Genomic DNA, 14,686 nt, shown 5'->3' with positions numbered 1-14,686 from the left:
CTCAAGCGGATTCTTGGTGCGAACACCGTTTTCAAGCAGGGTTTCAAATATGGTGCGCAAGTCTCGAATATGCACGCTTTCTTCAAGCAGGTTTTGCAACACCTTCTGAATGACGGCAACGTCCAGCAACTTGGGGGTCAGGTCTTCGACCACTTTGGGCGAGGTTTTCGCGCAGTGGTCCAGCAACTGCTGGGTTTCGGTTCGACCCAATAACTGGGCTGCCGATGTTTGCAAAATATGCGAAAGGTGCGTGGCCACGACCGTGGAGGCATCAACCACGGTGTAACCCGCCGCGTTGGCTTTCTCTTTTTGATCGTCTGAAATCCACACGGCTGGCAAACCGAAGGCTGGATCGGTGGTTTGCGGGCCGGGCAACTGCATGGTCACGCGACCAGGGTTGATGGCCAGGTGTTGGTTCGGGAACACTTCACCCTCGCCCATGCACACGCCTTTCAGCAAAATACGGTACACCGAGGGGCGCAGTTCCAGGTTGTCGCGCAAATGCACGGCTGGTGGCAAGAAACCAATTTCCTGTGCAAATTTTTTGCGAATGGCCTTGATGCGTTTCAGCAAATCGCCATCTTGCTTGTTGTCCACCAAAGCGATCAGGCGGTAACCCACTTCCAGTGCAATGGTGTCGATGGGCACCAAGTCATCCCAAGTGGCTTCCTGCGCTTCAGTAGTGGCGGCCTTGATTTTGGCTTGATCATCCGTGGTGGGAGTGACCTTCTGCACTGCAGTTTTCTGAGACAGGTGATACGACAGGTAACCAAACCCGGCGGCCAGCAACAAGAATGCAAAACTGGGCATGCCAGGAATAATACCCAGCAGTGCCATTATGCCGGCAGTGATACCCACGGCCTGTGGGGACTTGAGCAACTGACCCGCCAATTGGGTACCGATGTCCTGACCCTGACCAACGCGCGCCACGACCAAACCTGCGGCGATTGAAATGACCAGCGCTGGCACCTGGGCCACCAAGCCGTCGCCAATGGCAAGCAACACATAGTTGGTGCCTGCGTCGGCGAAAGTCATGTCGTGCTGCATCACACCCACCGCGAAACCGCCAATGATGTTGATGATCAGAATCATGATACCGGCCATGGCGTCGCCACGAACAAACTTGCTGGCACCGTCCATTGAACCGAAAAACTCGGCTTCCTGACTGACTTCGGCACGGCGTTTGCGAGCTTCATCTTCTGCGATCAGGCCTGCATTCAAATCGGCATCAATTGCCATTTGTTTGCCGGGCATGGCATCCAATGTGAAACGCGCGGACACTTCGGCGATTCGGCCAGCGCCTTTGGTGATCACCACAAAGTTGATCAACATCAAAATAACGAACACCACGATACCCACGGCCAGGTTGCCACCCACCAGAAAGTGACCGAAGGCCTCGATCACCTTGCCTGCAGCGTCTGGACCCTCATGGCCATGCATGAGCACCACGCGGGTTGAGGCCACGTTCAGGCTCAAGCGCAACAGGGTGGTCACCAGCAAAATGGTGGGGAATGCAGCAAAATCGAGTGGGCGTGTGGTGTACAGGCTTGCAACCAGCACCATGAGGCTGAGCGCAATGTTGAATGTGAAAAACAGATCGAGTGCGAAAGGCGGTACAGGCAAAATCATCATGACGAGAATCATGATGATGAAGATTGGCGCGCCCAGGGTTTTTACCTTGTCGCCGGCCAAGCCTGCTTTTATGAAGTCCAAAGAGAATGCGGTGGAGGCCACAATTCCGCCCATCAAGTTGTTAACGGTTCAATTATGGAAAACTTTAGGTTTTCTCAACGGAGGAATTGAAGGCGATTTACCGTCTTATTGTGGATTGGGTTCCGATCTCTGCGGCTTTGTTAATAGCTCAATCGGCTTGGGTTCCGCTCTCTCGCCTGAAAACCTGTACTTCCCTTTTTGAGATTCACCCTGACTCACCTCGCTCGGCAAAACACACGGCCGAGTCTCGGTGCCGGCCCACGGCCGACCGTGGCGGGTGAATTCAAACGGGCAGGTTTTCTTGAAGGCGAGGCGATCGAAACACCGCCGCCGATTGGGCACCAAACACAGCTGCGAGTTGCGTGGTGGTGGCGAAGCGCCGCACGGGAGTGGCTGGGAGCTGAACTTGCAATGGGTCGCACGATGACCAGTCAGAAAACTTGCCGGCTTGGCGCGCAGAGGCTAACGATCGCGCCCAGGCGCGAAAGCCAAGACCCGACCGTTACTTTTGGAGGGCTTGGCTTAGTGTGGGCTCAAGCCGACAAGCCGAAATGCCAAGTTTTCGGGCAGCGGTGGCCCTCAGGCAGCTGGCCCGGGATCCATTCCTTTCGGAATATCCGCCTCTCCAGGCACTTCCACCATGTGGCCTTTGCCTTCCGCAAGTGCATACACATACGCCAGCAACTTGGCCACCGCCGTGTACAAGGCACCCGGAATTTCCTGCTCAAGCTCCACATTGGAATACAAGGCTCGGGCCAAAGGCGGTGCTTCCACCAAAGGCACTTTGTTTTCTTGGGCCACTTCCCGAATTTTCAAAGCCAGAGGACCAATGCCTTTGGCCACCACGCGCGGGGCACCTTTGCCATCTTTGTCGTACTTCAAGGCAACAGAGTAATGCGTCGGGTTCGTGACAATCACATCGGCATTGGGCACTGAGGCCATCATGCGGCGGCGTGCCGCTTCGCGCTGCATACTTTTGATTTTGCCTTTCAGGTGCGGATCACCATCCGACTCTTTCGATTCGCGTTTGAGCTCTTCCAGGTTCATGCGCAAACCTTTGTAGTAACGCCACAGCTGGTAAGGCACATCAATCGACACAATCAACAAAAATGCAATCGCAAGAATGAGCGCATCCTTGATGGTAATTCGTGCAGTCTCGGCCATACCATGTTCAAGCGGCATGGCTGACAGCTGGGTGAACTCGCCCAGATCCTGCATCAACAACAGGTAACCCACCCCACCCAACACCACTGTTTTCAAAATGGCTTTGACCAGCTCAGCCAAGCCGTTGACCGAGAATATGTTTTTCAAACCCTTGACCGGATTCAACTTTGAAAGCTTGGGTTCAAGCGGTTTAGTGGACCAGTTAAAGCCACCCACTGCAATGTTGGAAACAATCGCAGCCACCACCACCACCAGAAAAAGGGGAATGAGAATGAACAGGCTTTCCTGCAACATGGACACCCATTTCAAACCCATATGCTTGGTGTCAAAAGCCTGAGCGCGGTCCAGAACCAAACCCTGGCGCATCAACTTTTCACTTTGACTGACCAGCTCGCCGCCCATGGTGTAAAGCAAACCAACACCAGCGAGCAGCACAACACCTCCGCCCAGCTCTCGGGAACGGGGAAGATTGCCCTCTTCTCGCGCTTTACGGATCTTCTGTTCCGACGCGGGTAAGTCTTTTTCCTGATCTGTTTCTTCTGCCAAAGCAGCACCTGCACTATTGGAATGTTCTTATTATGAAAAGGATACGGGCAATTCAAAACCCCGATTTGAACCTGTAACATGGGATTCTTCTGAATTACCTGCCACCCCCATGCATTACAACCCCACCGAGGCGCTTGAGCGTATCGACAACGACACCAGTTTGTTGATCATGCTGATCGATGTATTTATCAAGGAATGCCCGAGCTACATTGGAAAGTTGCAAGCGGCCTGCGACAGGCAAGACCTCAACGCCCTGGGAGATGCTGCACACAATGTGAAAGGTGCAAGCGCTGCAATCGGTCTTGACGAATGCAATCATTTGGCCGAAGAACTGGAGGTCACCTGCAGGCAATCTGGTGTAAAAAGCATTGCGCACTTCGAAAACAGCACTGCAAAACTGATTGCGGTATTGAACGCCTGCGAAGCGCCTTTGAAAGACTGGGTAAAAAAAAACCGCGCCTAAGCGCGGTGAGAAACGGACCCCTATCCGCTTTTTGAACTTCAGAGACTTAATCCTTGATCAACAACTCGGGACTGAAACCGAGGCGCAGGCCACCCCAATGGCGCCCGTTGATTTCAATGGGCAACGACAAATCGTTCAACACCTCACCTGTATCGCGCCGATAGGTTTGCAATAACCAGGGCGACAGGTTTTGTGCGGCACGTAAGCCAACCGGGTCGCTGAACATGCGCTTGTCACGGCTTTCCACCAAATCTTTTTTCAAGTCGCCAGTCAAGGGGCGTGAATACTTGCTGTTGTGTGTAGGTGCATAACCCTTTCGGTCTACGCACAAAGAAAACACCGACCCAGGCACATTCGCCACCAACTGATCATAGGCATTCTGAAGTTGACGTTCTACCGCTTTGTCGTAGCGTGTGCTGTATTTTTGGGGATTGGAATTGGGTATGGGCTTGTAGGCTTCATCAAAAATATCATGTCCGTTGTCCAGCGCCTGAACCAGAATATTTTTGCATTGCTCACGTGCCAACATGGCTTGCTCAATAATTTGCTCGTAAGCGCCCTTGCCAATTTTGAATCGGGCCACCAACTCCTTGATTCGATCCGTGGCTGCTGCCAATTCAGAACTCGATTTCTCGGACTCGCTGGTTTGATTGATCACCGACTGGGCTGTTTCACGAATTTCAGAGGCTTTACCCGACACATCCATATTGATCTGTTTGACCGATTGAACCTGCTGGGTCACGTCATTAATCTGCGTGCTCATTTCCTCAAAGCTGTGAACCATGCCAGAGAATTTGGCCGATGAGGTACTCACAGTTTGCTGACCTTTCAGGATGCTTTGATTGATTTCCCGAGTCTCTTGCTGAGTGTCACCAACCAAGCGAAGCATGGACGAAATATTGCCCCGAATTTCGCCAGTGGCCGACTTGACCCGCTCGGCCAAGCCTCGCACTTCATCGGCCACCACAGCAAAGCCACGCCCCTGTTCGCCAGCGCGTGCTGCCTCAATGGCGGCATTCAAGGCCAACAAGTTGGTTTGATCTGAAATATCGTTAATCAGCTTGACGATGCTCTCAATGCCTTTGCCAGTTTCAGCCAGTTTTTCAACAGTGTGGCCAAAGCTGTTCAAACTGCCTGAAGCAGAATTCATTTCGTCAGCGACAGTCAGCAGTTCACGGTAAGAGGAGTTCACCGTTTCAAGGTGTTCTTCAGTGGCGCGCGACAAGTAGTTCGCACTGTTGGCCACATTTTCCATGGCATGGGACGCCTGGTCCGCTGCCTGGAAAATTTCAGAAGTGATGTTGCCTTGCTTGTCGGCTGTGCGGCTGGCGTCTTTCAAACTGCCAGAGACACGCACGGACTCCATGGAGACTTGCGCAGTCATTCGACGAATTTCGTGAATCAAGTCACGCAAACGCACCATAAAGGCATTGTAGTTTTCTGCCAGGCCACGCAGTTCATCCTCAGTCACAATGGGCAGGTTCACCGACAAATCGCCCTCACCATTGGCCAATTGATCCATGCGCTCGCTGAGCAAATGTACAGGCCGCACAATCAGGTGGCGCAAGTAGACAAATGCACCTGCGCAGGCCAGCAAGGTAAACCCGAGGGAAATGCTGAGAATGAGGCGGAAATCGCTCATTTGTTCGGGGGCCAGCTTGCCCATGGCCCAACTGTAGATGACCAGGTAACCGATTAAAACAACAGATGCAATACCGGCCACATTGCCAAACAATTTTCGACTGAGCGTGTAGAAAAAGCCCTTCTCAATCGAACGGTACAGTGAATTCATAAGGTCAACTCCTTGCCCCCGACTTGGCGTGTCAGGTGTGTGTGAATGTCATTGGCGTCTTGTGCCGATGATTCAATTATCGAAGCAAAAGGAGTCAACCATACGGGTTATAAAACCCCGAAAAACACCTTAGTTCTGCTTACAGCTTGCCTTCAATCAACTCACGAAGTTCAAGTACCAACACCAGCAAACCTTCGCCCGACAAGGTAGCACCCGCCACGCCTTTGGGCTTGACACCATCCAGTGGTTTGATCATCACTTCGTCCTGCCCCACCAGCGAATCAACCGCCAAAATACAGGCCTTGTTGCCGCTGATCGTGAGCACGCCCACCTTCGGAGTGGGTGCACTTTCCCGACCGATCAAAGTGGCCAGGTCGAGCAATGGAATTACTTCGCCGCGAACCACCATGGTGGGTTTTCCACCCACGTATTGCACTTTGTCTTCTTCGATCGGAATAATCTCCCGAACACAGGACAAAGGCAGTGAATAAATTTGCTCTTCAAGCTTCAGCATCAACACTGGCAAAATTGCCAATGTCAGCGGCAGCAAAATGGTGATGGTAGAACCATGACCTGGCTCAGATTGAATTTCAATGCGACCGTTCAAACGCTGAATATTGGTTTTCACCACATCCATGCCTACGCCGCGGCCTGAGATATCCGAAATTTGATCTTTGGTTGAAAAACCGGGCAAGAAAATCAGCTGCAGGCTTTCCTGTACGCTCAATTGCCCTGCTTCCTCGGCAGAAATCAAACCTTTTTCAACTGCCTTCTCACGAATGATTTCCGGGCGCATGCCACGACCATCGTCCTGAATTTCAATCACGATGTGATCGCCGGTCTGACGGGCAGAAAGATTCACAATCCCTTTGGGATTCTTGCCACAAGCTGTGCGGTCTGCGATGGTTTCAATGCCGTGGTCAACAGCATTGCGCACCAAGTGAATCAAGGGGTCGTTCAACTCTTCGAGAATGGATTTGTCCACCTCGGTTTCTGCACCTTCAATCACCAGTTCAACGTCTTTACCCAACTGGCGTGAAACATCACGGGCCAGGCGACTGTACTTCTGGAATACACGACCCACTGGCTGCATGCGCGCCTTCATCACGGCCGATTGCAAGTCAGAAACCAGCATGTCGAGCTGCCCGACCACCGTGTCGAGCGACTTGATCAACTCTTCATTGCTGGCGCCGGATGCAAAAGCCTGAAACAAACAATTCAACCGGTTTTTGGTCAAACCGATTTCACCACTGAGGTTCAGGATTTGGTCAAAACGTGCTGTGTCCACGCGAATGGTGTTTTCTTTTTGTACGGCTGCTGCAGGCTGAGCTGCTTTTGCTTTGGGTGGTGGCGCCTTGGGGCGAACTGCTGCGGCTGCCTGCCTTGCAATCGCCTCAGTGGCCATGCCTGTGCTTAGTGCAGCCTGTTCAAGCTCTCGGGGTGGTACACCCACCACAGCTTCATACAAGCCGGCCCAATCCAGATCATCCTCTGAAATTTGTGCGAGTTCATTCAATGTTTTGACTTGGCTTTGCGCCGGAGCTTCAGAAACCACTGGAACGACTGGTGCTGCAGCCGGGGCGACAGTGCGCCCTTCAATTGCGGCATCCAGCGCCTCGAGCAATTCTTGAGGTGCTGCGCCTGGCTGGTGGCCATTGCGCATTTCACCAAACATGCGGTGCACCTCGCCAGTGGCGGCCATGATGGAGTCCATCATTTCAGCATCCAGAACAAGCTTCTTGGAACGCAACAGGTCAAACAGGTTTTCTGTTTTGTGGCACAACTCCACCAGGTGTGTTGCTTCCAGAAAACCGGCACCACCCTTGATGGTGTGGAAACCGCGGAAAACAGTGGCCAACAAATCGGCGTCTTCCGGGCTTTGCTCCAGTTCGACCAGCTTGCTGTCCACGTCCTCCAACAAGTCGCCTGCCTCGGTCAAGAAGTCCTGTAGCAGTTCGACATCACTGAATGCGCTCATTTGTATTCTCCCACGTCAGCCCGGCTGTTGGTGTTGTTAGAAGCCGAGGCTTTCCAGCAGGTCATCGACCTGGCTTTGATTGCTGCACACATCGGCACGACCTTCGGCATTGATGGCCGGACCATTGAGGAATGTTTCTTCAACCTGCTTGCGCTGGTCGGGTGGCGTGGTGTCGAGTAACAACTGAACCAGTTGTTCTTCAAGCCCCTGAGCCATATTGCCAATGCGGTTGACCACCTGGCCGGTCAGGTCATGGAAATCTTGCGCCATCATGATGTCGGTGAGGTGGCCACCCAGTTGACCGCTGCACTGGCTGATCTCTTTCATGAATTCGCGGTTTTCACGGGCATGCGACTTGAACTCTTCAAGACTCATCTCGTTGTTGTATAGGCGATCCCATTGTCTGTCGAGCTCGGCGGCACGGGCAGACACATCGTCATTCAGTTTCTGCGAGGCTTCCACAGCAGCCAGTACTTTCTCAGCGGCTTTGCCGGTCAGGTCAGCAATGTAGTTCAAGCGAGCGCGAGCATCGGGCAGTGCGTTCACCGCATGTTCAACACTTTTGTCGTAGCCCAGTTCACGCAAGGCATCGTGCAATTTGCGGGTAAGAGAACCCACGCGGCGAAACACATCATGCGGCTCTTCATCGGCCGGGCTGGAATTTACTGGCGCTTGAGCCGCAGGTGCGGCAGCAGACGAAGCCTGCGGGGCGGCAGCAGGTGCATCATCCCAAACACGTTGTTCTGCAATTTCATCAAACAACGCTTCCAAATCGTCGTTGTCACCGCTTTTCAGATTATCTGGGTTCATCGTTGCGACCTCTCCATTTCTGATTCTTCGTAATTAGACAGACATCTTCGCGACGATCTTGCCCAGCTTTTCCTCAAGGGTAGCCTTGGTAAAAGGCTTGACGATGTAACCGTTTGCACCCATTTGGGCTGCGGTCACGATGTCCTCTTTCTTGGCTTCAGCGGTAACCAGCAACACAGGCAAATGCTTGAGTTCAGCATCAGCACGAATGTTTTGCAGCAACTCAAAGCCGTTCATATTGGGCATGTTCAAATCGCTGACGACAAAGTTGAAGTTGCCGGCTTTCAGTTTGGCCAAGGCCACTGCACCGTCTTCCGCTTCATCGGCGTTGTTGTAGCCTATTTCCTTCAACAGGTTGCGAACAATTCGACGCATGGTCGAGAAGTCGTCAACAATCAGGATTTTTAAATCTTCGGGGTTCATGCTTGCTCCTTACGCTGGGTGAAGCATTGAGGTAACCATCTGCGCCAACTCTTCGGGATGGAACTTGCCCACATAGGCATCCACACCAACTTGTTGACCCAACTTCTTGTTTGCCACAGACGACAGTGAAGAGTGCATCACGACAGGAATGCCCTTGAAGCGAACATCCTCCTTGATGTGACGTGTCAACACATAGCCGTCCATTTCCGGCATTTCTGCATCCACCAGGATGAGAGAAACCACATCCCGAATGTCTTTGTTTTCCTGCTCGGCGCGGCTGGCAATATTGCGCAATTTTTCCCAGGCCTCGCGACCATTGATCGCACTTTGATAAGGCAGGTGAAGTTTCTCGAGCACTTCGGTAATTTTCTTGCGCGCCATGTTCGAATCATCTGCAAAGAACACAGGGTACGGATGATCAGGGCGCATGCTGTCCATGTTGGGCACATCACCCTCACCGATCACTTCACCCAGAATTTGCTCAACATCGAGAATGGAAACCAGTTTGCCATCGGGCAATTCTGTCAATGCGGTGATCATGGCGCTTTGGGACTGACCAATACTTTGAGGCGATTTCACCTGCTCCCAGTCCACGCGCACAATGCGGTCCACGTCTTGCACCAGGAAGGCTTGAGTGTGCGACGAAAACTCGGTGATGATCAACTTGGTGCGTGCTTCGCCGTTGCCCATGCGCAGGCACTGTGCAAGGTCAATCACCGGCAAAATACTGCCGCGCAGTGAAATGATGCCTTCCACGCCAGCAGGCATGTTGGGGGTTCGCGTGATGGGCAAGGTCTCGCACACTTCGCGCACCTTGAACACATTGATACCGAACACTTCGGTAGAACCCAACGAGAAGAGCAGCAACTCCATTTTGTTGGAGCCTGCAAGCCTTGCCTTCTCGTCAATCATGTTCATCAAGCGATAATCGTTTTGCATCATGTTGCTCCTGACAATTGGTCTGTTTCTTTCAATTCGTACTTGGCCCGTTCTTTGGAAACGGCAAGCCTTCAACTTTGGGTACGGGTGGCAGCTCAATCAAATTGGGGTCTTGCCCTTCATCCAGATTGGCCAGCGCTCGCACTGCTTCTTCTGCGCGTTTGTTCATTACCACAATCGCAATTCTTCGGTTCACCGCGGCGTAGGGGTCTTTTTCATCCAGGGACACCGAGGAAGCCAAACCCACCACCCTTAACATTTTGCTGTCTGGCATGCCTGCCAGAGTCATTTCACGGCGACTGGCGTTGGCCCGGTCTGCCGACAATTCCCAATTGCTGTAACCTTTGTTCCCCGCCGCATACGGCGTTGCATCGGTGTGACCTGACAAAGTCAGCTTGTTCGGCACCTGGTTCAGCAACTTGGTCAAATTCCGCAAAATGTCTTTCATGTAATCTTTCAACACTGCACTGCCTGAATCAAACATGGGGCGATTCCGCTCATCCACAATTTGAATTCGTAAACCTTCAGGCGTAATGTCGAGCATGATTTGATTTTTAAACTGTTTCATCAAATCTGATGCGTCGATTAGGCCCTCTATTTCCCCCTTTAATTCAAGCAAGCGCTTTGACTCTGCGCGCTCGAGTGCTTCTGCTGTGGCATCGGCGTTGCTGCTGTTGGTGGCCTTGTCTGTACTTCCGCTTTTGATTTGCCCCACAGAACGCGACAAATCAGTACCACCTGCATCTATTACACTCGTTGCAGTGCCTGAACCGGGACCCCCAACCAGTGCCACCTTCAAGGGTGAATTGAAGTAGTCAGAGATACCTTTGAGGTCGCCTTCCGAGGTGGAGCCCAACAACCACATCAAGAGAAAAAACGCCATCATGGCGGTCACGAAGTCGGCGTATGCAATTTTCCAGGCGCCGCCATGGTGACCATGGCCGCCTTTCTTGATCTTCTTGACTACGATGATTGGACGTTCTTCGTCAGACTTCGCCATGGTGCTTGTATGCCCTTATTTGCCTTTGGTGCTCTTCACGTGCTCTTCCAGCTCAATGAAAGTTGGGCGCTCGGTTGAATACAGAACCTTTCGGCCAAACTCAACAGCCAGTGCAGGTGAATAACCATTCAGGCTTGCCAGCAAAGTGGTTTTCACACACTCAAATGGCTTGGATGACTCGGCAATTTTGTGGTTGATGATGCTGGCCAATGGGCCGACAAAACCGTAGGCCAATAAAATGCCCAGAAAGGTACCCACCAGCGCTGCGGCAATCATCACGCCAAGTTCGGCGTTACTCACCTGCCCCACAGAGCCCATCACGTGAACAACCCCCATCACGGCGGCCACGATACCGAATGCAGGCAAACCGTCGGCCATTTGCTGCACCGCCGACTGTGGGGTGTGTGCTTCCTGATGGTGAGTTTCAAGCTCGCCATCCATCAGGTTTTCAATTTCCATGGGGTTCAGGTTCCCACTCACCATCAAGCGAAGGTAATCAGTGAGGAATTCAACAATGTGGTGATCGGCCAAGACTTCGGGATACTTCTGAAACAAAGGGCTTTGCTCAGGCTCTTCGACATCGCCTTCAATCGACATCAAACCTTCTTTGCGCACCTTGGTCAGGATTTCATACATCAGGGCCATCAAGGACATGTAAAAAGCCTTGGTGATGGCGCTGGGTTTGAATGCACCGCCCAAGGCCTTGCCTGTCGCTTTCAAAATGCTGGGCGTGTTGCTGACAATGAATGCGCCCAGAGCGCCGCCGCCAATAATCAATACTTCCACGGGCTGCCACAGCGTTACCAGGTGCCCCCCCATGAAGGCGAAACCGCCCAACACGGAGAAAATCACGATCACGAATCCGATTGCTACTAACATGGGTTGAAGTTCTCTGTCGATGAATGGTTTTTCTGTATAGGTATTGTCGGCAGAATTTGTAAAATCTTTTGTCCGAATAAAGTGGCTTTTCTGGGTGATTTCAAGGCATGGCCAGGATTTCACAATCCTTGGTGATAGCCATTTTTGAGGGGGGTTCAATAAAAATGACCAGCAACAATGGCTGGTCATTCGAGAGATGAGAAACCCCCACTGCAGACCCGGAAGAGACAGAGGGTGGGAGGATGCAACCGGACCTTTTGGTGCAGCGGGGGTAAACGAAAAGCCCTTCTCCCTGGGCTTTGCAAACTGAATACTTAAGCTTCGATACTGGCTTCTTCGTTGAAGAATCGGTCTGCTGCCGACTGACGGGTTTTACCCGCACGAGATGGCATGTGGCACAGGCCGCATACGTAGTCATTCACCAATTCATAGGTGTGCACAACAAAACGGCCTTCGCAGTCTTTGCACTCCGTGGTGGTCAACATGCCTGCATCAAAAAACTTCACCAGGCGCCATGCGCGAGTCAACGACAGCACTTCGGGCAAACCCAACTGGGTAATTTGCTCAAGATACATTCTGTAGGCTTTGATGATGGCTTCAATGTCTTCAATGTCTGTACTTTTGATCAGAGTTTGATAGATATTGACGAACAGTGAAGAGTGAATATTGGGCTGCCAGGTCATGAACCAGTCGGTTGAAAATGGCAGCATGCCTTTGGGGGGCGACTTGTGCTTGAGTTCTTTGTAAAGCTTCAACAAACGTTCGCGAGACAACTGTGTTTCAGACTCGAGAACCTGCAAACGTGCATCCAGGCGAATCAGCTGAGTGGCCAATTGAATTTGTGCTGCTTCGTCGATGATTGATTTAACTTTAGCCATGATTTTTTGACCCCTGTCTGATGTCAATATTGGATGCCTGAGTTCTTGTTGTTACATCCTGAATAGTTACCGTATATGTAGTTACGCCGCTGCGTTCACTGCCTTGCCAGACATGATGATTGCCGCGTGCATGCCAGAGACGCTGCGGTCTTTGGTGTGGCTGGTCAACAAATTCCAAACCACTTCATCATCAAAACGGAAACGACACATCAACATATTGCTTGAAGCAATGCGCAACACTTGCGCAGTGGTCAATTGGTCGATCAACTCCGCCACTTCGTCGGAAATGCCCAAACGGAAGGTTGCTTCGGCGCGGTCTTCGCGAATCAGTTGCTGAGCCAGCAACAAATAAGACAGGTTTGTTTCGCGAATTTCATCTAGTAGACGGGTACTTTTCATTTGAACATCCTCCAATTCAATCTCTGTTGTACTGCATCCTCAATGTGAGCTGCTTTGTTGATCGCAGCGACAATTCCCTCATACGTATCTTCGGCTTCTAGCTCGATTACCTGAATCATCCAACTTCCATTCATTGAGTCGCCGAGCTGGAATTCAACGTGTAGGGAACTGCCTTACATGGACACACTGTCGCTGAATAGGCTCAATGGAAGAATCACAGTTTGGGGGGATCCCCCCATTCGATTGACCCCCACTTCGTGCCGCCCCTTGTGGTGGGGGCCCCAATTGTTAAGTGCCTGTAGAAGATAACGGACACCTTTATCGGAAACTTGAGGGTGACGGCCGCATTCTTTTCCAGAAAAAATCGGCCTATTACGACAGCGAGTCAGCGAACTTGAGGGCGTAAAAACAATATTTTTTATTTGCAGATGAAAGCCTAAAGTTTCATTTCCTGGCATCGATAACAGGTCATAAGGCAGCGCACAAGATGACGCAGCCAGCTTGAATCAACAAATTGCTTGGAGAATTATCATGCTAGGAATCAACACCAACGTAGCCTCACTGACCGCCCAGAAGAACCTTTCAGGCTCTGGCATGGGTTTGAACAACTCAATTGCCCGCTTGTCCTCCGGACTGCGTGTGAACAGCGCCAAAGACGACGCAGCAGGCCTGGCCATTGCCGAGCGCATGCAAGCGCAAATTCGCGGCTTTGATGTGGCGGGGCGCAACGCCAACGACGGTATCTCTTTGTTGCAAGTGGCCGACGGCGCCATGGGCAAGATCAGCGACAACCTGCAGCGTATGCGTGAGTTGGCTGTTCAAGCCAAAAACGGCACCTTGAACCCCACCGACCGTGTGAACCTGAACCGTGAGTACACGGAACTGGCCAACGAGGTGGACCGTATCGTGACTGGCAGCACATTCAACGGCAACAACCTGTTTGATGCCGCCAACCAAACACTGAGCTTCCAGGTGGGCACCGGCAACGCCGTCTCCGACACCCTGGAGCTGAACCTGACTGACGATGGCTTGAGCACGGGCAACGACCTGACCACCATCATGACCAACGGTGCGGCTGATATTCAGACCAACCTGGGCGCCATTACCGATGTGGCCAACGCCACCACGGCCATCGACACTCTGGATGCCTCGATTGACGCCATCACCGGTATTCGTGCCGTGGTGGGTGCGGGCCAAAGCCGACTGGAGCAAGTGGCAGCTTTTGCCGATGTATCGAGCACCAACCTGCAGGCCGCACGCGGACGAATCATGGACGCTGACTTTGCCAAGGAAACGGCCAACCTGACCCGCTCGCAGATCCTGCAGCAGGCCGGCACCGCCATGCTCGCCCAGGCCAACCAGTTGCCCAACAACGTACTGAGCCTGTTGCAGTAATGAACGATTGAAGTGACCAATAGATGAGTAATTAATGTAGTACTTGATGTAGTGCGTGTAGACCAAGCAGCAGCCTGCTGATCTGATTCCTGATGGCCGGTTGTTTTAGAGGGGGGGGTAAGTTTGACTAAAAACCTCCGTTAAACGAATTGTCAGTAAAAGAAACTGTACAAGGGTTAAATAACCCAAAGCGACATAACCCTTCACACAGGTCATGTCAATTTAAACCGCTAGGAGGTCCTAAATGTTTAGGCATCAATACAAACGCCCCTTCACTGGGTGCACAAAACAACCTGAGCCGCTCTGC

Annotated in this window: 13 protein-coding genes; 2 read left to right on the top strand and 11 right to left on the bottom strand. The window is 52.1% G+C overall.

Annotated features, from left to right (window positions below):
- Together flhA and flhB are read right to left on the bottom strand one after the other, a co-directional pair.
- Positions 1-1,746: flagellar biosynthesis protein FlhA (gene flhA / locus LMED105_RS15520; protein WP_008253147.1), on the bottom strand; the 1,746-nt coding region annotated here is incomplete at its 3' end.
- A 546-nt stretch (positions 1,747-2,292) separates the two neighbouring features.
- Positions 2,293-3,423 (bottom strand): flagellar biosynthesis protein FlhB, encoded by a 1,131-nt coding sequence (gene flhB / locus LMED105_RS15515; RefSeq protein WP_008253145.1) that lies wholly within the window; start codon positions 3,421-3,423, stop codon positions 2,293-2,295.
- Between the two features lie 109 nt (positions 3,424-3,532).
- Between flhB and LMED105_RS15510 the strand changes: the two genes are divergently transcribed.
- A complete protein-coding gene (locus tag LMED105_RS15510) occupies positions 3,533-3,886 on the top strand; it encodes an Hpt domain-containing protein (protein WP_156799736.1) in 354 nt (117 codons plus the stop codon).
- Positions 3,887-3,932: 46 nt separating this feature from the next.
- Here LMED105_RS15510 and LMED105_RS15505 read toward each other — a convergent pair whose 3' ends face one another.
- The 9 genes from LMED105_RS15505 to flhD all read right to left on the bottom strand — a co-directional run bounded on the left by LMED105_RS15505 (position 3,933) and on the right by flhD (position 12,984).
- Positions 3,933-5,678, bottom strand: coding sequence for a methyl-accepting chemotaxis protein (locus LMED105_RS15505; RefSeq protein ID WP_008253142.1), 1,746 nt, complete (start codon positions 5,676-5,678; stop codon positions 3,933-3,935).
- 139 nt (positions 5,679-5,817) lie between these two features.
- A complete protein-coding gene (locus LMED105_RS15500) occupies positions 5,818-7,656 on the bottom strand; it encodes a chemotaxis protein CheA (RefSeq protein ID WP_008253140.1) in 1,839 nt (612 codons plus the stop codon).
- Positions 7,657-7,692: 36 nt separating this feature from the next.
- Complete coding sequence (locus LMED105_RS15495) at positions 7,693-8,466, bottom strand: protein phosphatase CheZ (RefSeq protein ID WP_008253138.1); 774 nt, start codon at positions 8,464-8,466, stop codon at positions 7,693-7,695.
- A gap of 33 nt (positions 8,467-8,499) precedes the next feature.
- On the bottom strand, positions 8,500-8,889 hold the full coding sequence (gene cheY, locus LMED105_RS15490) for a chemotaxis response regulator CheY (RefSeq protein ID WP_008253132.1): 390 nt from the start codon (positions 8,887-8,889) through the stop codon (positions 8,500-8,502).
- 9 nt (positions 8,890-8,898) lie between these two features.
- Positions 8,899-9,831, bottom strand: a complete 933-nt coding sequence (locus LMED105_RS15485; RefSeq protein ID WP_008253131.1) for a chemotaxis protein — start codon at positions 9,829-9,831, stop codon at positions 8,899-8,901.
- 28 nt (positions 9,832-9,859) lie between these two features.
- Positions 9,860-10,828 (bottom strand): flagellar motor protein MotB, encoded by a 969-nt coding sequence (gene motB, locus LMED105_RS15480; protein WP_008253130.1) that lies wholly within the window; start codon positions 10,826-10,828, stop codon positions 9,860-9,862.
- 15 nt (positions 10,829-10,843) lie between these two features.
- A complete protein-coding gene (gene motA / locus LMED105_RS15475; protein WP_040513775.1) occupies positions 10,844-11,707 on the bottom strand; it encodes a flagellar motor stator protein MotA in 864 nt (287 codons plus the stop codon).
- 314 nt (positions 11,708-12,021) lie between these two features.
- Positions 12,022-12,585, bottom strand: a complete 564-nt coding sequence (flhC, locus tag LMED105_RS15470) for a flagellar transcriptional regulator FlhC (protein ID WP_008253128.1) — start codon at positions 12,583-12,585, stop codon at positions 12,022-12,024.
- Between the two features lie 81 nt (positions 12,586-12,666).
- Positions 12,667-12,984 (bottom strand): flagellar transcriptional regulator FlhD, encoded by a 318-nt coding sequence (flhD, locus tag LMED105_RS15465; protein ID WP_008253127.1) that lies wholly within the window; start codon positions 12,982-12,984, stop codon positions 12,667-12,669.
- A gap of 531 nt (positions 12,985-13,515) precedes the next feature.
- Between flhD and LMED105_RS15460 the strand changes: the two genes are divergently transcribed.
- Positions 13,516-14,379, top strand: coding sequence for a flagellin (locus LMED105_RS15460; RefSeq protein WP_008253010.1), 864 nt, complete (start codon positions 13,516-13,518; stop codon positions 14,377-14,379).
- The last annotated feature ends 307 nt before the right edge of the window (positions 14,380-14,686 follow it).

The sequence above is a fragment of the Limnobacter sp. MED105 genome (genome assembly GCF_000170915.1).
Classification (GTDB): Bacteria; Pseudomonadota; Gammaproteobacteria; order Burkholderiales; family Burkholderiaceae_B; genus Limnobacter.
Note: the sequence above shows the minus strand (reverse complement) of the source record. Positions and strands in the feature narration are given on the sequence as shown.

Bases quoted from the DNA above. Each gene is read 5' to 3' on its own strand.
- LMED105_RS15510 (WP_156799736.1), top strand. From the start codon at position 3,533: ATGCATTACAACCCCACCGAGGCGCTTGAGCGTATCGACAACGACACC.
- LMED105_RS15505 (WP_008253142.1), bottom strand. From the start codon at position 5,678: ATGAATTCACTGTACCGTTCGATTGAGAAGGGCTTTTTCTACACGCTC.
- LMED105_RS15500 (WP_008253140.1), bottom strand. From the start codon at position 7,656: ATGAGCGCATTCAGTGATGTCGAACTGCTACAGGACTTCTTGACCGAG.
- LMED105_RS15495 (WP_008253138.1), bottom strand. From the start codon at position 8,466: ATGAACCCAGATAATCTGAAAAGCGGTGACAACGACGATTTGGAAGCG.
- cheY (WP_008253132.1), bottom strand. From the start codon at position 8,889: ATGAACCCCGAAGATTTAAAAATCCTGATTGTTGACGACTTCTCGACC.
- LMED105_RS15485 (WP_008253131.1), bottom strand. From the start codon at position 9,831: ATGATGCAAAACGATTATCGCTTGATGAACATGATTGACGAGAAGGCA.
- motB (WP_008253130.1), bottom strand. From the start codon at position 10,828: ATGGCGAAGTCTGACGAAGAACGTCCAATCATCGTAGTCAAGAAGATC.
- motA (WP_040513775.1), bottom strand. From the start codon at position 11,707: ATGTTAGTAGCAATCGGATTCGTGATCGTGATTTTCTCCGTGTTGGGC.
- flhC (WP_008253128.1), bottom strand. From the start codon at position 12,585: ATGGCTAAAGTTAAATCAATCATCGACGAAGCAGCACAAATTCAATTG.
- flhD (WP_008253127.1), bottom strand. From the start codon at position 12,984: ATGAAAAGTACCCGTCTACTAGATGAAATTCGCGAAACAAACCTGTCT.
- LMED105_RS15460 (WP_008253010.1), top strand. From the start codon at position 13,516: ATGCTAGGAATCAACACCAACGTAGCCTCACTGACCGCCCAGAAGAAC.